This is a genomic window from Lichenibacterium ramalinae (assembly GCF_004137085.1).
Taxonomy (GTDB): Bacteria; Pseudomonadota; Alphaproteobacteria; order Rhizobiales; family Beijerinckiaceae; genus Lichenihabitans; species Lichenihabitans ramalinae.
The window spans coordinates 229755-248525 of sequence record NZ_QYBC01000003.1 but is presented as its reverse complement, the minus strand read 5'-3'; the positions used below and the strand labels follow the sequence as shown (position 1 = coordinate 248525).

Genomic DNA, 18771 nt, shown 5'->3' with positions numbered 1-18771 from the left:
GTAAATCGACCTGATCGCGATCTGCTCTAGATCCGGAGACTTCGTCTTGATCCCACAATCCCTCGAACGCGACTTCGTCGGCTACGGCGCCAACCCGCCGAACCCGCGCTGGCCGGGTGGCGCCCGCCTGGCTCTCAACTTCGTGATGAACTACGAGGAGGGCTCGGAATACAGCATGATGGACCGGGACGGCGTCAGCGATGCCGCCCTGACGGAGCTGTCCTCGGCCGCCGTGCCGCGCGGCGAGCGCGACCTCGCCGCCGAGGGGATGTTCGAATACGGCAGCCGCGTCGGCTTCTGGCGGCTGATGCGCCTCTTCGCCGAGCGGGACCTGCCCATGACGGTCTTCGCCTGCGCCCTGGCGCTCGAGCGCAACGCGCCGGCGGCGGCGGCCATCCGGGCGTCCGACCACGACATCTGCTGCCACGGCTGGCGCTGGGTGGAACATTTCAAGCTCGACGAGGCCACCGAGCGCGAACACATCCGCCGCGCCGTCGCGAGCCTCGCCGCCACCGTGGGGGCGCGCCCGCTCGGCTGGTACTGCCGCTACGGACCCTCGATCAACACCCGTCGGCTCGTCATGGAGGAAGGCGGCTTCCTCTACGACAGTGACAGCTACGCCGACGAACTGCCGTTCTACGTCATGGCCGAGGGGCGGCCTCAGCTTGTCGTACCCTACACGCTGACCAACAACGACCTGAAATGGGGGACCGGGAACCTCGGCACCGGCGAAGACTTCTTCCTGGCGCTGAAGGAGAGCTTCGACATGTTGTACGACGAGGGACGGACCGCGCCCAAGATGATGTCGGTCGGCCTGCACATGCGGCTCGTCGGCCACCCCGGCCGCGCGTCCGGGCTCGCCCGGTTCCTCGACTACGTCAAGGCCAAGCCCGAGGTCTGGATCTGCCGCAGGCTGGAGATCGCCGAGCATTGGCGGGCCGTCCACCCCTGCCCGGAGGCAGCCGCGTGACCCGTCGCCTCGTCGCCCAGCCCGTCACCGCCGAAGCCTTCGCGCCCTTCGGCCTGCTCCTGCCGCGCCCGCAGCCCGGCGCGGACCGGCTGGAGCTGATCGGGGATCTGACCAACGGGCGCGACAGCGCGGGCCCGCGCCTCAGCCTCGCCGGCGTCACCCCGAAGCCGCTGCCGCTCGAAGCGCGCGAGATGGAGCGCCACGTCCACTCCTCGCAGAGCTTCGTGCCGCTCGATTGCGCCGCCTACCTGGTGCTGGTGGCGCCGCACGGAGCGGACGGGCGGCCGGACGAGGCGGGCCTCATGGCCTTCCGGGTGCCGGGCGACGTCGGGGTCCATTACCGGGCCGACACTTGGCACCACCCTTTGACGGCGCTGGAGCGCCCGGCGAGCTTCGCCGTCCTGACCTTCGTCGACGGGACGGCCTCCGACGAGCAGTTCGTGCCCCTGGCCGATCCCGTCACGGTGACGTGAGGGGCGCGGCTCCGGCGCGGATCGGGGGCGACCCGGCGTCGGTCCCCATCGCGGCGGGATAGCCGTCGCGCGCGGTCCCGGCGGAGATCAACCCATCGCGAACGTCGTCCCGCACCGCCTCGACATCGCGGCGCGCCGGGTCGCCGTATCCGCCCCCGCTCGGGCCGAGGGACACGAGCCGGTCCCCGGCCCGGGCCTTGTGGTAGGGCACCTTGGACGGCAGCGCGACCTCCTCGCCGGCCGCCGTCACGAGCTTCAACGAGGCCGTGAAGCCGTCGGCCCCCCCGTCAAAGCCCCAAGGCGCGTAGCGGTGCCCGTCCCCCTCGAGCGAGAAGCCGCCGTCGGCCAGGAAGGTGAACTCCCGCACGGTGCCGATGCCTCCACGCCATTCCCCGGCGGCGGCGGCATCGGTGCGCAGCTCGTAGCGCTCGACCCTCAGCGGCAGATGGCTCTCGATGTCCTCGACGGGGTTGTTGCGGGTGTTGGCATAGAGCGTGTCGACGGCGTCGAGCCCGTCGCGACCGTGGCGCCCGCCGTAGCTGCCTTCCATGATCTCCATGTGCACCCAGTGGCGGCCCTCCTGCAGGCCGCTGAACGCCACGACGCGCAGGTTGCCGATGCCGGCGCTGACCTGATGGGGCACGACCTGCGCCAGCGCCTTCATCACGGTGTCGGCGAGCTGGTTGCCGGGGCAGAACCGCGCGATGACGGGCGCCGGGAAGATCGGGTTGGCGAGCGTCCCCCGCGGCGCCACGATGGTGATGGGCCGGGTGAGGCCGCTGTTCTGCGGGATCGGCCCGTAATCGGCGCTGTCGAGCAGGATCGAGCGCAGCGTCAGCCAGATGGCGCAGTCGACCGTGCCCTCGAGCGGCATGTTGATGGGCTTGTCGGGCAGTTGGGGCGCCGTGCCGGTGAGGTCCACCGTGATGGCGTCGCCCTCGACCGTGATGGCCACCGCCAGCGGCAGGTCGCGACGGGCGGGGTCCGGATCGTCGAGGTAGCCGTCGATGTGGGTCGTCGCCCGATAGGTGCCGTCGGGAAGCGCCCGGATGGCGTCGCGCATCAGCCGCTCGGAATAGTCGAGCAGGTCCTCGTAGGCGGCATCGACGGTGTCGAGGCCCCAGGTCTCGACCAGGGCGAGATAGCGGGCGGCGCCGATCTCGGCTGCCTTGATCTGCGCCTCCATGTCGCCGACCACGAGGTCGGAGGCCCGGATGTTGTCGCGGAGCATGTGCCAGACGGCCGCGTTGCGGGTGCCGCGGTCGAAGACCTTGATGGCCTTGAACTGCAGCCCTTCGGCATAGGTGTCGACCGCATCGACGATGCCGCAGCTGCCGGGGGCCAGCGCCCCGATGTCGAGGTGGTGCGCCGTCGTCACCGAGAACCCGATCAGCCTGTCGCCCCGGAAGACCGGGACGCAGAAGCCGACGTCCGGCCCGTGCGAGGCCCCCCCGTAGGGATCGTTGTGCATGACGACGTCGCCCGGATGCAGCGTCTCGCCGCGGCGCTCCAGCGTCCGCAGGATGCCGCGCACGTAGCCCGGGATCGGCCCGGATTGGAGCGGCGTGCTCATCCGGCACTCGCAGAGCTGGCGGCCGGTCGCGTCCGTGAGGGCGGCGCCGAAGTCCTCCGATTCCCGGATGATCGACGAATAGCTCATCCGCATGAGCTTGTGGCCCATCTCGACCGCGATGTTCTCGAGCGCACCCTGGATCACCGCCGCCGTGACGGGATCGACGCGGGTCTTCACCGGTTCGGCATGGGTCATGGGCGAAGCCTCGGGGATGGAAGCGTGATGACGAGGTTGCCGGCCTCGTCGACCGTCGCGGCCGCACCGGGCGGCACGACGGTCGTGCTGTCGGGCTGCAGCACGATGGCGGGACCCGCGACGGCGACGCCGGCGGGCAGCGCGGCGCGCCTGTAGAACGGGGTCGGCACCGGCGCGAGCCGGCCCTCGACCGTGAACCAGCAAGGTCCCGTGCGGATCGTGGCGTCGGCGAGCGAGCCCCCGCTCGGCGGGGCGGGCGGCACGAACTTGGGCGTACGGCCCGTGCCGGCGACCCTGACGTTGACGATCTCGATGGCGCCGTCCGGGAAGGCGTGGCCGTATTCGGCGGCGTGGGCGGCGTGGAACCGCGACCAGACCATGCCGATCTCGACCGTCCCGAGGGGTCCGGGCGGCAGGGAGATCCTGAGCTCGTAGCCCTGGCCCATATAGCGCAGGTCGCCGGACCGCTCGTAGGACACCGCCTCGGCCGCGATCCTGTCGGCCCGGAACTGTTCGGCGAGCCCCGCCTCCAGGGCGTCGAGGTCGGCCGTCAGGCGGGCGAGGTCCACGTCGCCGCTGGTGCCGAACTGGGTCCGCACCGCATCGTATCTGAGGTCGGTCGTCAGCAGCCCCATGGCCGAGGTCAGCCCTGGGAAGGGTGGAACGATCACCTCGGGGATCTCCAGCATGGCGGCGACGGCGGCGCCGTGCAGGGGTCCCGCGCCGCCGAAGGCCACGAGGGCGAAGTCGCGCGGGTCGATGCCCTTCTGCACGGTCCGGGAGCGCACGGCGTTGGCCATGTTGCTGTCGATGACGGCCAGGATCCCGGCCGCGGCGGCCTCGACGCCGAGCCCCATGCTGGCGGCGAAGGCCGACACCGCCCGCCGGGCCGCCTCGGCATCGAGGCGGAGGCCGCCGGCCAGCGCATCGCCGGCGTCGAGACGGCCCAGGACGAGGTTGGCATCCGTCACGGTTGGCTCGGTGCCGCCGCGCCCGTAGGCCACCGGGCCCGGCACGGCGCCGGCACTGCGCGGGCCGACCCGGAAGGCGCCGCCCCGGTCCCGATAGGCGATGGATCCGCCACCGGCCCCGATGGTGTGGACATCGATCATCGGCATCAGCAGCGGGAACCCTGCGATGGCGGTGGAGCGGGCGTCCGTCTCGGTCACGACGCCGTCGCGCACGATGCCGATGTCGGCGCTGGTTCCGCCGATGTCGAAGGTGATCAGCCGCCGTCGTCCGGCCCGGGCCCCGATGGCGGCCCCGCCGAGCACGCCGGCGGCCAGCCCGGAGAGCAGGGTCAGCGCCGGCTTTTCGGCCACGGTCGCGGCGGTGGCGACGCCGCCGTTGGACGCCATGATGCGCAATTCGCCGGTCAGGCCGGCCCCCTTCAGGGCGACGGCCAGCCGCTCCACGTAGCGCCGCACCACCGGCCCGACGAAGGCCGCCAGGGCTGCCGTCGTGAAGCGCTCGAACTCGCGGAACTGCGGCGACACGGCCGAGGACGTCGTCACGAAGGCGCCCGGCATGGCCTCCCGCAGGATGGCGGCGGCGCGGTCCTCGTGCCTGGCGTCGAGGTAGGAGAACAGGAAGCAGACCGCGACGGATTCCACGCCCTCGGCGGCGAGTTCGGCGGCGGCCGTCCGCACGCCGTCCTCGTCGAGCGGCTCGAGTTCGGCCCCGACCGGCGGCACCAGCCGCCCCCGCACGGTCTTGCGGTGGCGGCGCGCGATCAGGGGGCGGGACTGCCAGGGCAGGTCCTGACGGATCGAATAATGCTCGACGCGCTGGTGCCGGCCGATATGCAGCACGTCGCGGAACCCCGCGTTGGTCACCATGCCGGCACGGGCGCCCTTGCCCTCCAGCACGGCGTTGGTGGCCGTGGTGGTGCCGTGCAGCACGGTCGAGATGCTGGCGGGCGCGATGCCTTCCGCCGTGCAGAGCGCGAGAAGCCCCGCCATGACGCCCTGCGACGGATCGCCGGGTGTCGTCGACACCTTGTTGACCGCGACGGCTCCGGTGTCGGTGTCGCAGTAGATGATGTCCGTGAAGGTCCCGCCCACGTCAACGCCGATCAGCCGCATCGTCCGCTCCTCAGGGCTCGTAGGCCAGTGCGTAGAGGCCCGCGGCGAGGACCCGGATACCCGCCACCATGTCGGCGACGCTGGAGAACTCCTCCGGCGTGTGGCTGCGCCCGTCCCGGCTGCGCACGAAGACCATGGCGACCCGCCGCGCCACGGCGGCCATCTGCTGCGTGTCGTGGGCGGCGCCGCTGGCCATGCGCAGCGTCGGAACGCCCTGCGCGGCGGCGCCGCGCTCGAGCAGCGCGACGAGGTCCGGCTCGGATGGACAGGGCGGATGGTCGAAGAGGACGCGACTCTCGACGCCGAGGCCTCGCCGCGCCGCCACCTCGCGGATCAGCCCGTCATGCAGAGCATAGAGCCTGTCGCGGGCGGCGGGATCGGGATGGCGGGCATCGATCGTGAAGGTCACGGCGCGGGGGATGATGGCCGGGGCGTTGGGGTCCACGGCGACGCGGCCGACCGTCGTGACGGCGGGCCGGCCCATCCGGTGCGCGGTCGCCACCACCCCGGCGGCGATCTCGGCGAAGCCCGCCATGGGGTCCTGCCGCAGATCCATCGGGAAGGCGCCGGCATGGTTGGCGACGCCCGTCAGCACGATCTCGGTGTGGCGCATGCCCGTGATGGCGTCGACGATGGCCACCGGCAGGCCGGCCTGCTCCAGGATGGGGCCCTGCTCGATGTGCAGTTCGACGAAAGCCGCGATGTCGGTGCGGCGCGCTTCGGCGATCCGCGCAGGATCGAGCCCGATCGCCCGCATGGCCTCGGCCATCGTCTCGCCGCCGCTGCCCACCATGGTGTCGGCCTCTGCCGGCCCGACGCGGCCCACGATGGCGCTCGACCCCCAGAAGCCGGCCGTGGGGAAGCGGCTCCCCTCCTCCTCGCAGAGTGCCAGGACGTCGAGGGGCCGTTTCGGGAGGCCGAAGCGCTCCTTCAACGCCCGGACCGCCAGCAGTGCCGCGATGGCGCCGAGGGCGCCGTCGTAGCGCCCGCCCGGGCACTGCGTGTCGAGGTGGGAGCCCGACACGATCGCGTCGCCGCCCTCGCGCCCGTCGAGCCGTCCCCAAACATTGCCCACCGCATCGCGGTGCACCGCCAGCCCGGCCTCGCCGCACCACGCCGCGAAGCGGTCGGCCGCCGCGACCCAGGCGGGCGTATAGACGGGCCGCCAGACCCCCGTGCCGCCCCAGGCACCGATGGCGCCGAGTTCCAGCACGAGGCGCTCCACCTCGGCGGCATCGATCTGAATCGCAGGACCCGTCATCCATCCTCCCGCACCGCGCCCGACCCGTCCGCCACGCTTCGCCTGGATCTTACAGCTGCGCGATCCAGATGCCAGCCTCCGCGGGTCCTGTCGCGAGTGGGAAGGTCGGGCGGCCGCACCCGGGTTGAGACGGGCCCTTGGGCAATGCAGGAGCATCGAAACGCGTTCTGCCCCACGCATGTTCTGCGCGGGGCTGTTCGGGCGGTGTGTCGATGTCCGGTTGCCGGGCCAGCAGTCGACTCGACCCCATCGCTCACCGAGCCTCGAGATCGGCTGCTGTCGACCCGATGACGCCAGTGGGCATCGAGGGTGATCCGCCCGGAAGCGGTCGAACACGGATGGGGCAGTGCCCCTTCACAGGCGGTCGATGGCCGGTTCGCCTTCGAAGAAGGCGGTCCTGCAACCCAAAGCGAACCGGAAGAGCGGCGCGTCTGCGGCACACACCGATCGAACCGAGCGCGCTAGCGGAACTGGAGCGCATGCGCCGAAGGCGAAAGCGCCCTGACTGACGTCGACGCCCGCGCACATGGCGTTGAGCTTCTTTCACCCGACGTCCTGGCCCGTACGGCCGCCCTGGCCATCGTACCCGTCATGGCGACCCTCGACTGACGATCTCGGATCGACTTCAGCAGCCAAGCCCTGCGCTCTCCAAGGATCTCAGGTCGCGATCACCGACTCAGCACGAACCGTCCTGGTCGATGGGCGAGGTCGCGCTAAGCGCCGGCATCCTCGGTATCGACGCCGGACCACCTCCAAGGGCCGGTCAACTCAGTGATCGACGGTGAACACGTCATGGGATGGAGAACTGACATCCAGTCCGGTTCCAGACGATTGCACGTCTCCACTGACGAAGTGGAGTGTATCTCCCACGACGCCCCCGGCCATTCCATGCCTGGCGACCGCCATCGACGGGAGTGTCGTCCAAGCATTCTTCGCGGGGTCATAGGATTCGAACGCGCGAAAGGTCGCGCTCATGCGAGCATCCTGAAACTCACCTCCCGCAACGTAAATCTTGCCGTTGACAACGCCGCCAGCCAAAGAGCTTCGTTCTGTAGGCATACGAGCCCGCACCCTCCACAGGTCCTTGGCTGGGTCATATTCTTCCACGACGCTGGTGTCACTAGCCAGCCCAATGAAGGCCGAACTCAGTCTTCCGCCAATTGCGTATAGCTTGCCATCGACCGCGCCCAAGAGCAGATGGTTGCGCGCCGTTGGCATCGGCCGGAGTTCCTTCCACGTATCGGAGATCGGGTCGTACTCTTCCAGAGTACCGACTGACGAATGTGGCTGATCCGGCGACACGGCAGTCACGTTGCTGCCCGACGGGGTGACGACACCGCCCACAACATAGATTTTACCGTTGGCCGCTGCAGCTGCGGCAGCACCACGGCTGGTCGGCATAGGAGCTAGAGCCGTCCAAGTGTCGTCGGTCGGGTCATATCTCCAGGCGTTGTTGATGGGAACCCAGGATGGTTGTCCGACTTTCGGCAGGACGAAACCGCCGAACGCGTAAATCTTTCCGCCTAACTGCGTGAAGGCAACGTGATGGGACGGAAGCGCCATCTGCTTTTTCTTGGTCCAGGTATCGTCGACGGGGTTGAACTCGTAGACAAGCCCCTTCGGCCTCCAGTGAGGTATCAAACCAGCGAAAACATAGATCTTTCCATTGGCTGCGGATCCCAGAACCTCCTCGGCCGGCTCAGGAAACGGTGCCGCTTTGCTCCAAGTGCCATCGGCAAAAGCCGTTATCGCTGTCGTGACCATGATGAAGTTGGCAACGGCACCGACGGTGAACATCTTCGAGAATCGGTGCATCAAGGTAGTACCTCATTCAGTGTCTTGAAACAGCATCACTAGCGACGTCGACCCAAACAGATCGATATGCGGCGCTCGCCGGTGTTGGATAGAACGGACATCTCGCAGGCGTACAGGTCGCCGCGGATGTTTTCGCTAGGTGACCAATGACGGCGTGGACACTCACCTACTCTTCCAGCCCCACGATGCGTGGCTCGGGCGTAGGGGTGATTGGCCGTCGCCGACGCGGCATTTCACTGCGTCGAGACCGGTCCGGCTGCCACGGCCAGGCCGGCTGACCGCATTGCTCCCGAGACGGGTCGCTTGGAAGGGCCGCACTGGTCATCAAAGGATTCTCCTCAATGAGTGTCGGCAGGCGCCCGACCGACTCACCCGCTCACCGGTTCGGTGTATCACTGTCCGGTCAGTTGTGCAAACGCTGTGGACCTGCGTAAACGGCTCCAATGAGGAGGAACCGCGATGGCGGACGATGGAGACGGGCCGTCCGGCAAGCAGGTGATCGCCCGCGCCGCTGCGGTATTGCGCGCACTGGAAGGACAGGACCAAGGGCTGAGCTTGGCCCAGATTGCCCGGAACGCCGACCTGCCGCGCTCCACGGTGCAGCGCATCGTCAGCGCTCTCGAAGCGCAGCAGCTCGTGGTCGCGGGGGCAAGTGGCGTACGGCTCGGCCCTGCGCTGGCGAGGCTCGCCGCCTCGGCCCACACCGATGTCGTCGCCCTGAGCCGCCCCCATCTCGAAGCCGCTGGACGCGCCACCCGCGAAACCGTGCACCTGTCCGTCGTTCGGGGGGAGCACGCCATCCTGGTGGAGCAGTATGCCTCGGACCAGGAGCTCCGGGTGGTATCGTCGGTAGGCGCCGCGCTGCCGCTGCATTGCACGGCCCACGGCAAGGCGCTCCTGGCGGATCTCGACGATGCGGCCGTGGAGGTGGTCGTGGGGAGCACGCTCGAGCGCCGCACGGCTCGCACGATCACCCGCCTGCCAGCCTTGCTGGAACAGCTCGACACCGTCAGGACATCGGGCTTCGCCCGTGATCAGGAAGAACACGCCGAAGGGGTTTGCGCCCTCGGAACGACGCTGCGAACCGGCACAGCAGAGCGATATGGACTGTCGATCGTCGCCCCGGCGCTCCGCTTCGTCCGGGACAGTGACGCCCTTTGGGGAGCGCTGACCCGATGTCGAAGTGCCATTGAGGACAGCCTTGGAATGCGCTGAGACCGGGCCCTTAGGGACCGCTGGTCAAGACGCGAGGCCGCGACGGAATGTGTCCGTGCTAAATCCGTCGAGCGGCCACTTCGGCCTGACATGTGAACGGGGCGAAGGCGATGGAGAACCACACGTGAAACATCCCGGCGGCGCCGCGTCGTCCTCGAGCGATGGTCCGCAGTGGCCCTCGCACGACGTCCTCGGGCACATCCTCGACCACGAAGGCGAGCTGTCGCGCTCGCATGCCAAGATCGCCAGGGCGATCCTGCATTATCCGAGGGTGTTCGTGGAAAAATCGATAGAAGAGCTCGTGCCATGGCTCGGCGTTTCCGCCCCGACGATCACGCGTTTCAGCAGGATCGTCGGCTGCGACGGCCTGCGCGACCTCAAGCTGAAAGTCATGAGCAGCATGAGGGTCGGCGCGCGGTATCTCGAACCCGCGACGCCGCCCGCGACCCTCGCCGAGGTCAGCGAGCGCGTTGTGATGCGGGCCCAGAGGGCGATCCTCGAAGCGCAGCGGACCGTCGACGTCGGCATGCTCGACCGGGCCATCGACCTCCTCACGCATAGCCGCATGATCTACGCCTTCGGCAGCGGCGGGGTGTCGAGCTGGCTCGTCGAGGAGGTCCACAACCGCCTCTTCCGCCTGGGCCTGAGGATCAGCACGAGTTCCGACCATCAGATGCAGATGATGCTCGCCGCGACCGTGGAGCGCGGCGACATCGTGTTCTGCTCCTCGCTCAGCGGCAACAACGCCGAACTGATCCGGGCGGCCCGCATCGCGGCCGACTACGGCGCCGTCACGATCGGGCTGACGGTCGTCGGCACGCCACTGGCGAGGACCGTCGCGGTCCCGCTCGCCCTGGCGGTGGTCGATGACGGCGATGTGCTCGGGCCGACGAGCTTGCGCTACGCGTTCCTGACCGTCGTCGACATGCTCGCCTACGGGGCCGCGATCCGCAGCACCGCGCAAGCGCAGGACAAGCTGCGCCGCATCAAGCAGCAGTTCACGACCTTTCGCGATGTCGATGACACGCAACCGGTGTCGGATTGAGGTGATGCCCGCTTCGGCATTTGTCGATTCCACGATCAAAAGAATGGTTATCTGCATCCTGTTGCAGCATGTTCTGGATGTCTCGAAAATTTTTTGATCCAAAAAGAAAAATGCCCTTGGCAGGTGAAGCACGATCGGTCCATCATCCGTGAAGAGCCCGGCCGTTCGGGCCGCCTTGCGAAGACTTGCCGCCGCCCGCGCTGCTCCGGAGCAGTCGAGACGGGCGGTACGTCCTCGAAGACGACGAACGGCCTGCAGGGCGGGACGGGAGCCCGGACATGATGACGCCGCTTCAGCAGTACTGGATGTCTCGTCGTAATGTCCTGAAGGGCGCGGCCGCCATGTCCGCCGTCACGCTCGCCGGACGTCCCGCGTCGGCAGCCCCTGCGACACCCCTGACCTTCATCGGATGGCAATATCAGCCACAGATCGTCTCCGAAAACGTCGAGACTTTCAAGAAACTCTACGACGAAAACGTCACCTATGAACTCGTGTCGGGGGACTATCATCCCGTCGTCGAGACGAAGCTCACCGGCGGCCAGCATATCGACATGATGTATTCGGAGGAGGACCACCTCGCCCGCTGGCACACGGCGGATTGGACGCGCGATCTCGAGGGATTGCCGGATCTCGAGAGCATCAAGGCCGGCATGTTCCCGGTCAGCGTGACCTCGCTGTCCTTGCCCGACGGCAAGCTCATGGGGTTGCCGTATTATGCCGGGCACAATGCTTTCATCTACGACGAGGCGCAGCTTTCGAAGGCCGGCGTGGGCGTTCCCGACAGTGCCGACGCTCTGCTCGACGCCTGCCGCAAGCTGAAGAAGGACGGCGTTTCCGAAGCTCCCTACAACAGTGCCTGGGGGCAGAAGTGGTCGGAGCTGTCGTGGAGCATCTTCGCCTGCTGGTATGCCGAAGGGGCACCGGTCTTCGACGCCAACTACGACCTCGTCCCGGACGCGGCCTTTCGCAAGGTGCTGGAGTTCCACCGAACGCTGTACAAAGAGCAACTCGTCGCCGCCGACATCATGACCATGCCCGACGAAGGTGTTCCGAGCTATTGTTCGGGTCGCCACACCTTCATGGTCCTCCACGACTACGACCAGAAGGTCGTCAACGACCCGAAGCTGTCCAAGATCGCCGGCAAGGTCAAGAACGCGCTGATGCCGTTCAAGACGCATTCGACCTTCGCCTGGACCGCCGCCTACGTGATGGGCAAGCAACCCGTCGACGTGGACCGCACCTGGAACCTGGTCCGCTTCTTCGGGGGCAAGGCCAAGGATGGCCAGTACCACGTCATCAAGCGATGGGCGCTGGATTTCGGCCTGGGGTCCGGATACAAGGAGGTCATGTCCGATCCAGATATCGTGTCGAGCTTCTCGAAGTGGCGCGACGTCGATATCTCCAACAAGCAATTGTCGCTCGGCACGTCCCGAAAAGTCGCCAAGATGATCTGGTTCTCCGAATGGGACCTGTTCATGATGCAACACGTGCAGGATTATATTCGCGGAGATGGCTCGACAGACCAGCTCGTCGACAGACTCGTGACCAAGGTCGCGGACCTGAAGAAGCAGTATCAGTGAAGCTCGACCCGGGTCGGGACGGCATCGCGGTCCTGCAGCGCTTTAGCCGGCGGCGACTTCGTTCCAGCTCCGAATCGAGAGCAGTCTCATCGGCCTGGATCGGCTGAGGCGCTGCCGAGACAGCCGATCCTGCTCCAGATCCTCGAAGGATCGTGACGAGGAAGCGACGCATGAGCGTATCGGACGATATCGGCACTCCGCGCGGCGCGTCGATCGTGCGGTCTCCGGCGGCCCTCCGGAAGCGCGACGGGCGGGTGGGCCGGGTGCCGCTGTTCGCCTATGCCGCCGTCGCCCCGACGTTGCTGATCGTGCTCGCCGTCGTCGGCGTGCCGCTGGCCTACAGCCTTTACCTCAGCCTGCACCGCACCAACCCGATCACCAAGACCTTCATCTACGTCGGGTTCGACAACTACGCATCGCTGGCCGGCAATGCCGACTTCGCGGCCGCGTTGGGCCGGACGGCGTATTTCGCGGCCTTTTCGGTGGCGGGCACGACCGTGCTGGGCCTCGCCATGGCGCTCCTGCTCAACGAACGCTTCTTCGGGCGGGGCGTCCTGCGCAGCATGGTGCTGGTCCCCTGGGCCATGGCGCCGGTCTCGGTCGGGGTCCTGTGGTCCTTCATCTATGCGGGAAACTTCGGCGCCCTGACCGGGCTACTCAACGACCTCGGGCTCGGCGGATGGGCGCTACCCTGGCTCGGCGACGGCTTCAGGGCCCTGAACCTCGTCGCACTGACCAACGTTTGGAGCCAGGCGCCCCTGACGGCCCTCATGTTGCTCGCCGGGTTGCAGTCCATGCCGGGCAGCCTGCACAAGGCCGCGATGCTCGACGGCGCAGGTCCGGTGGCACGGTTCTTCGCCATCACCCTGCCCTGGCTGAAGCCGAACCTGCTCTTCATCTCCATCATCGCGACCATCAACTCGCTGATGGCCTTCGACATCCTCTGGATCATGACCAGGGGCGGGCCCGGGGCCGCGACGACTGTCCTGTCCTGGCTCGGCTATCTCACCTCGTTCCAGTTCCTACGCTTCGGCCAGGGGGCCGCGATCCTGTATTGCCTGACGGCGCTGAGCTTCGTGCTGGCCATCGCGTATTTCGCGATCCTCGGCCCGCGCCGGTCGCGCCCCGGGGCCCGTCCGGTGCCACCGACCGTCGACGGCGGCGTGCCGGGCGCCCGCACGCTCGCCCCCATGGCGGTGCTGCCGCCTCCGCGGGTCCGCCCGCGGCTGCCGCGGCCCGTCGCGCTCGGCCTCGCCAGGGGCGGGTTCGCCATCGCGGTCCTGGCCCTGGTCCTGTGGTCGGCCCTGCCGGTGCTGGCGCTGATCCTGATGAGCCTCACCCCGGCCAGCGACCTGATCCGGACGCCCGCCACCGTGGTGCCGAGCGGCTTGACGCTGCAGAACTTCCAGACCGTGCTGATGCCGAGCTCGAGCGGTGGCTTCTCCACCAGCGTGCAGGCGCAGCGCGTGCCCCTCGCCCTGATCAACAGCATCGTGGTGGGGGCCTGCGTGTCGCTCGTCTGCATCGTGCTCGGCACCTTCGCGGGCTATGCCTTCGCCCGGCACGGCAGGTCGCGGTTCTTCGCCGTCAGCCTATGGGGCCTGCTCCTCACCCGGATGACGCCCGGCCTCACCCTGGTGCTGCCCTTCTTCATCATCTACCGCGGCTTCGGGCTGATCGATACCCGCACCGGGCTGATCATCGCCTATTGCAGCTTCCTGCTGCCGCTGAGCGCCTGGATGATGCGAAGCTACTTCGAAGGCGTGCCCGTCAGCCTCGACCGCGCCGCGCTGATCGATGGGTGCTCGCGCGTCCGGATGATGTGGAGCGTCCTGCTGCCGGTGGTCCGGCCCGGCGTGATCGCGGCGGCGATCTTCTGCTTCCTGGCGAGCTGGAACGAGTTCCTCTTCGCCCTGATCCTGACCTCGACGCCCAACGCCCAGACTATACCGGTGGTGATCTCGGGATTCCTGAGCCAGGCACAGTTCTACGAATACGGGCCGATGTTCGCCGCCAGCGTCCTGTCGATCCTGCCGCCGGTCCTCGTGGCCTTCTTCTTCCAGCGCTTCCTCGTCCAGGGCGCCCTGTCGGGCGCCGTCAAGGGCTGAGCCGGCCTCCCGGGGAATACGTCCATGACGTCGATCACGATCGAGACCGTGTCGAAGAGCTACGGTGCCATGCCGGTCCTGAAGGGGCTCGACATCGACATCCGGGACGGTGAGTTCGTGTCGTTCCTCGGCCCGTCCGGTTGCGGCAAGAGCACGCTGCTCTTCTGCATCGCGGGGATCGAGGCGATCTCGGCCGGACGCATCCTGTTCGACGGACAGGACGTCAGCCGGCTCGCACCACGCGACCGCAACATCGCCCTCGTGTTCCAGGATTACGCCCTCTATCCCCACATGGCGGTGCGCGACAATCTCGCCTTTCCGCTGCGCCAGCAAAAGCTTGGCCCGGACGTGGTGCGCCGCCAGGTGGATTGGGCGGCGGGGCTCCTGGGCCTCGAGGCCCTGCTGGACCGCATGCCGGCCGAACTGTCCGGAGGGCAGCGTCAGCGGGTGGCAGTGGGCCGCGCGATCGTGCGCAACCCCGCCGCGCTGCTGATGGACGAGCCGCTCTCGAACCTCGACGCGAGCCTGCGGGTGAGGACCCGGACGGAGATCAAGCGGCTGCAGCGCGAGCTCCGGACCACGGTCGCCTTCGTCACTCACGACCAGGAGGAGGCCATGGTGCTGTCCGACCGGGTCGCCGTCATGAACGCCGGCGTGCTCCAGCAGTTCGCCGAACCGATGACGATCTATCGCCAGCCCGCGAACCTATTCGTGGCCGGGTTCATCGGCAGCCCGCAGATGAACTTCCTGCCCGGCGACGGCGCTCCGGGCGGCCACGGCGCCGGGCGGCTGATCGGGGTCCGCCCGTTCGATCTCGTGCCGGCCGGCGGCGGCCCGGGGGACGGCTTCGCCCTCACCGGCGAACTCGCCCTCATCGAACCCGCCGGCCCCGTCCACTACCTCGACGTCGATGTCGGGGGCAGGATGGTCAAGGCGACCTGCGTCGATCCGAGCGGCCTGCAGCCCGGGGCGGCGCTGACCCTCACGGCCCCCCGACACACACTCCACCTCTTCGACGCCTCGAGCGGTCTCCGCCTCGCCTCCTGACCGGCGCGTGCCCGCCCCCTGTCAGGCCCATCAGAGAAAGTCGCCATGTCCTTCGATCTCGTGCTCCGCCACGGCCGCGTCGTCGACCCCTCCCAGGACATCGACCGCGTCGCCGACGTCGCCTTCTCGGGCGGCGCGGTGGCGGCGATCGGCGACCGCCTCGACACCACCGGCGCGGACGTGCGCGATGTCGGTGGAATGATCGTCACGCCCGGGCTGATCGACCTGCACACCCACGTCTACTGGGGCGGCACCTCGCTCGGCATCGATGCCGAAGACTTCGCCCGCAGGAGCGCCGTCACCACCTGCGTCGACACGGGCAGCGCCGGCCCGGGAAACTTCGCGGGCTTCCGCAAGCACGTCATCGAGCCGAGCCGGATCCGGATCCTGCCGTATCTCCACGTGTCCTTCGCCGGGATCTACGGCTTCTCGACGAAGGTGATGGTCGGCGAGGGGCACGACATCAGGCTTCTGGCGGCACGCGACTGCGTCGAGGTCGTGAACGCCAACCGCGACCTCATCGTCGGCATCAAGGTGCGCCTCGGCCGGACCGCCAGCGGGACGGCCGGCATCGTGCCGCTCGACGTCGCCCTCGACGTCGCCGACCAGACCGGCCTTCCCATGATGGTGCATATCGACGAGCCGCCGCCGTCCTACGAGGCCGTCGTCGATCGCCTCCGGCCCGGGGACGTCCTCACCCACTGCTACCGGCCCTTCCCGAACGCGCCGGTCGATGGCCGGGGCAAGGTCAAGCCCGCCCTCGTCGCGGCGCGCCAGCGCGGCGTGCTGTTCGACATCGGCCACGGGATGGGATCCTTCTCGTGGACGACGGCCCGGGCCATGCTCGACCAGGGCTTCCCCCCCGACACGATCTCGTCCGACGTCCACGCGCTCTGCATCGACGGGCCCGCCTACGACCAGGTCACGACGCTGTCGAAGTTCCTGGCGCTCGGCATGCCGCTCGGCGACGTGATCGCCGCCTCGACGGTCGCTGCCGCCAGGACGCTGAACCGGCCCGAACTCGGCACGCTGAAGCCGGGCAGCGTGGGCGACGCCAGCGTCCTGTCGCTCGACGAAGGGTCCTTTCCGCTGGAGGACGTGCGCGGGGAGGTCGTGACCGCCGAACGGCGTCTGTTCGCCAGGGGCGTCGTGGTCGGCGGCCGGTGGTGGCATCCGGCCTGACCGGCGGGCACCGCGAAGGCGGACGGGAGATGGAGGAGGCACGACATGGAGATTGAAATGCGGAGCGAACCGATGCCGAAGGGCGGCGCCGGGCCGGCCGCCGCCGCCGACGGGTTGGCCGACCTCGTCGAGGTGCTGCTGCCGGGCGAGGGTGTCTGGCCGTCGGGGAAGTCGGTCGGCGTCCAGGCGTTCCTGGCGCTCCGCCTGTTGCAGGAGAGGGGCAGGGCCGAACTCGCGCGCGTGACGGCGGCCGTCATCGCCGCGGGAGGTCCGCTGGCGAGTCTCGACGCGGCCGCCCGCATCGCGGTCGTGCGGCGGTTCGAGGCGGAGGAGCCCGCGCTCTTCGGCCTCGTGCGCGACATCGCCTACGTGTCCTACTACGAGAACCCCTTCGTGGCCGAGGCGATCAATGCCCAGGGTCACCCCTACGATCTTCGCCCGCACATCAAGGGCTACCCGGTCCCGCGTTTCGATCTCGCCCGCGACACGCCGCGCCACGGGCGGGGGCGCTACGTCCCGACCGACGCGGTCCGCCGCGTCGACGTCTCCGCCCTCGACCTCACGAGCGACGCCACACAGAGTTGGGGTTTGAAACGATGACGCAGAATGCCGATTGCGACGTCCTCATCATCGGCGCCGGGGCGACCGGATCCCTGGCGGCGACCGTGCTGGCCCGGGCGGGCCTCGACGTCGTCTGCCTCGAACAGGGCTCCTGGGTCGAGGCCGGCGACCACCCCCACTACAGCGGCGACTGGACCTGGCAACGCCGCACCAACTGGAACTCCGACGTCAACAAGCGCCACCACCCGGACGACTACCCGGTCGAGAGCGACAGCTCCCAGGTGCTCATGTGGAACGGTGTCGGCGGCTCGACCAACGTCTACGGGGCGATCTGGCCGCGCTACCGCCCGTCCGATTTCCGCAAGGGCGACGAGCACGGGCTCCAGCCCAACTGGCCCATCAGCTACGAGGACATCGCGCCCTTCTACGAAGCGGCCGACCGCCTGATCGGCACCAGCGGCCTCGCCGGCGACCCGGCGATGCCGCCGCGCGAAGCATGCCCGACGGGACCCCTGCCGTTCACCCGGGCCGCGGGCCGCCTCGCCCAGTCCTTCGACAAGCTCGGCTGGCACTGGTGGCCGGCCGAGGCCGGCGTGATCTCGGAAAACTACGACGGCCGACCGGGCTGCAACGGCTGTGGCATCTGCAACGGCTGCCCGCGCGGCTCCATGAGCAAATTCTCGATGTCCATCTGGCCCAAGGCACTCGCCGCCGGCACTCGCCTCCGGACGCATGCCCGCGTGCTCAAGATCGAGACGGGTCGGGACGGCCGGGCGTCAGGGGCGCTCTACGTCGACCGCAACACCGGCCGCACCGCATTCCAGGGCGCCCGCGTCGTCATCGTGGCGGCGAACGGCGTCGGCACGCCCCGCCTGCTCCTCAACTCGCGCATCGCCAACAGCTCCGACCAGGTCGGCCGCAACCTCCTGCACCACACGCTGGTCAGTTCGGAGATGTGGGTCGACGAGCCCATCGAGAGCCACATGGGCTACGTGGCTTCGGTGATCGGGCGCGAGTTCGCCGAGACCGACGTGTCCCGCGGCTTCGTCAACGGCTTCCAGTTCAACTGCCTCACCGGCACCTCGGCGGCCGGCGAGGTCGCGGCCGGCTGGGTGACCAACACCAAGGCACCCTGGGGCCACGACCATCACGCCTGGTTCGAACGGCACTTCGGGCACGGGATCGGCATCCACGCCATCGGCGACGACCTGCCCAACCCCGACAACCGCGTCACGCTGGACCCGACCCTCACCGACGCCGACGGCCTGCCGGCCGCCAAGCTCCACTATGCGCCCGGCGAGAACGACCGCCGCATGATGAACTTCATGCTCGACAGGCTGGTCGACATCGCGAAAGCGGCCGGGGCCTTCGAGCACAAGCTGACCGACTACCGCGACGAGGACGGCATCTATCGCACGCCGGCCTGGCACATGATCGGCACCTGCCGGATGGGGACGGACCCGACCACGTCCGTGGTCAACGGGTGGAACCAGAGCTGGGACGTGCCGAACCTGTTCATCGTCGACGGCAGCGTCCTGGCGACGGGCGGCGTCGTGAACCCGACGCCGACGATCTCGGCCCTGGCCCTCCGGGCCGCGACCTACATCCGCGACAACTTCAAGGCGCTCGCCGCGGGCGGGCGGGCGATGGCGGCCTGACGCC

At 68.7% G+C, this 18771-nt stretch carries 14 protein-coding genes; 10 read left to right on the top strand and 4 right to left on the bottom strand.

Going from position 1 to position 18771, the window contains the following annotated elements:
• Positions 1-46: 46 nt before the first annotated feature.
• On the top strand, positions 47-970 hold the full coding sequence (locus D3272_RS05320) for a polysaccharide deacetylase family protein (RefSeq protein ID WP_245496394.1): 924 nt from the start codon (positions 47-49) through the stop codon (positions 968-970).
• Positions 967-1443: an ureidoglycolate lyase gene (locus tag D3272_RS27185; protein ID WP_165361227.1), complete on the top strand. Its 477-nt coding sequence runs from the start codon at positions 967-969 to the stop codon at positions 1441-1443. The genes D3272_RS05320 and D3272_RS27185 overlap by 4 nt, the downstream gene beginning before the upstream one ends.
• Here D3272_RS27185 and D3272_RS05310 read toward each other — a convergent pair.
• From D3272_RS05310 to D3272_RS05295, 4 genes are all read right to left on the bottom strand, one after another.
• Complete coding sequence (locus D3272_RS05310; protein ID WP_129218102.1) at positions 1430-3211, bottom strand: hydantoinase B/oxoprolinase family protein; 1782 nt, start codon at positions 3209-3211, stop codon at positions 1430-1432. The two genes, D3272_RS27185 and D3272_RS05310, sit on opposite strands and share 14 nt — an antisense overlap.
• Complete coding sequence (locus tag D3272_RS05305) at positions 3208-5295, bottom strand: hydantoinase/oxoprolinase family protein (RefSeq protein WP_129218101.1); 2088 nt, start codon at positions 5293-5295, stop codon at positions 3208-3210. The genes D3272_RS05310 and D3272_RS05305 overlap by 4 nt, the downstream gene beginning before the upstream one ends.
• A gap of 10 nt (positions 5296-5305) precedes the next feature.
• The gene (locus D3272_RS05300) at positions 5306-6556 is read right to left on the bottom strand and encodes a hydantoinase/carbamoylase family amidase (RefSeq protein WP_129218100.1); all 1251 of its coding nucleotides are present in this window, start codon (positions 6554-6556) and stop codon (positions 5306-5308) included.
• 768 nt (positions 6557-7324) lie between these two features.
• On the bottom strand, positions 7325-8353 hold the full coding sequence (locus D3272_RS05295; protein WP_165361226.1) for a Kelch repeat-containing protein: 1029 nt from the start codon (positions 8351-8353) through the stop codon (positions 7325-7327).
• A gap of 477 nt (positions 8354-8830) precedes the next feature.
• On the opposite strand from D3272_RS05295, the gene D3272_RS05290 reads away from it, so the two are divergent.
• The 8 genes from D3272_RS05290 (at position 8831) to D3272_RS05255 (ending at position 18767) form a co-directional block, all read left to right on the top strand.
• Complete coding sequence (locus D3272_RS05290; protein ID WP_129218098.1) at positions 8831-9586, top strand: IclR family transcriptional regulator; 756 nt, start codon at positions 8831-8833, stop codon at positions 9584-9586.
• 55 nt (positions 9587-9641) lie between these two features.
• Positions 9642-10631 carry a MurR/RpiR family transcriptional regulator gene (locus D3272_RS05285; RefSeq protein ID WP_165361225.1) on the top strand — a complete coding sequence of 330 codons (990 nt, stop codon included), beginning with the start codon at positions 9642-9644 and terminating at the stop codon, positions 10629-10631.
• A 278-nt stretch (positions 10632-10909) separates the two neighbouring features.
• Positions 10910-12211 carry an ABC transporter substrate-binding protein gene (locus D3272_RS05280; protein ID WP_129218096.1) on the top strand — a complete coding sequence of 434 codons (1302 nt, stop codon included), beginning with the start codon at positions 10910-10912 and terminating at the stop codon, positions 12209-12211.
• Between the two features lie 170 nt (positions 12212-12381).
• Positions 12382-14319 carry an ABC transporter permease gene (locus D3272_RS05275; protein ID WP_129218095.1) on the top strand — a complete coding sequence of 646 codons (1938 nt, stop codon included), beginning with the start codon at positions 12382-12384 and terminating at the stop codon, positions 14317-14319.
• Positions 14320-14343: 24 nt separating this feature from the next.
• A complete protein-coding gene (locus D3272_RS05270; protein ID WP_129218094.1) occupies positions 14344-15366 on the top strand; it encodes an ABC transporter ATP-binding protein in 1023 nt (340 codons plus the stop codon).
• Between the two features lie 45 nt (positions 15367-15411).
• Positions 15412-16548: an amidohydrolase/deacetylase family metallohydrolase gene (locus tag D3272_RS05265; RefSeq protein ID WP_129218093.1), complete on the top strand. Its 1137-nt coding sequence runs from the start codon at positions 15412-15414 to the stop codon at positions 16546-16548.
• 45 nt (positions 16549-16593) lie between these two features.
• Positions 16594-17148, top strand: a complete 555-nt coding sequence (locus D3272_RS05260) for a hypothetical protein (protein WP_129218092.1) — start codon at positions 16594-16596, stop codon at positions 17146-17148.
• Positions 17145-18767: a GMC family oxidoreductase gene (locus D3272_RS05255; RefSeq protein ID WP_129218091.1), complete on the top strand. Its 1623-nt coding sequence runs from the start codon at positions 17145-17147 to the stop codon at positions 18765-18767. Before D3272_RS05260 ends, D3272_RS05255 begins: the two co-directional genes overlap by 4 nt.
• The last annotated feature ends 4 nt before the right edge of the window (positions 18768-18771 follow it).

Coding starts and splice junctions, on each gene's coding strand:
- D3272_RS05310 (WP_129218102.1), bottom strand. CDS start 3,211: ATGACCCATGCCGAACCGGTGAAGACCCGCGTCGATCCCGTCACGGCG.
- D3272_RS05305 (WP_129218101.1), bottom strand. CDS start 5,295: ATGCGGCTGATCGGCGTTGACGTGGGCGGGACCTTCACGGACATCATC.
- D3272_RS05300 (WP_129218100.1), bottom strand. CDS start 6,556: ATGACGGGTCCTGCGATTCAGATCGATGCCGCCGAGGTGGAGCGCCTC.
- D3272_RS05295 (WP_165361226.1), bottom strand. CDS start 8,353: ATGTTCACCGTCGGTGCCGTTGCCAACTTCATCATGGTCACGACAGCG.
- D3272_RS05290 (WP_129218098.1), top strand. CDS start 8,831: ATGGCGGACGATGGAGACGGGCCGTCCGGCAAGCAGGTGATCGCCCGC.
- D3272_RS05280 (WP_129218096.1), top strand. CDS start 10,910: ATGATGACGCCGCTTCAGCAGTACTGGATGTCTCGTCGTAATGTCCTG.
- D3272_RS05275 (WP_129218095.1), top strand. CDS start 12,382: ATGAGCGTATCGGACGATATCGGCACTCCGCGCGGCGCGTCGATCGTG.
- D3272_RS05270 (WP_129218094.1), top strand. CDS start 14,344: ATGACGTCGATCACGATCGAGACCGTGTCGAAGAGCTACGGTGCCATG.
- D3272_RS05265 (WP_129218093.1), top strand. CDS start 15,412: ATGTCCTTCGATCTCGTGCTCCGCCACGGCCGCGTCGTCGACCCCTCC.
- D3272_RS05260 (WP_129218092.1), top strand. CDS start 16,594: ATGGAGATTGAAATGCGGAGCGAACCGATGCCGAAGGGCGGCGCCGGG.
- D3272_RS05255 (WP_129218091.1), top strand. CDS start 17,145: ATGACGCAGAATGCCGATTGCGACGTCCTCATCATCGGCGCCGGGGCG.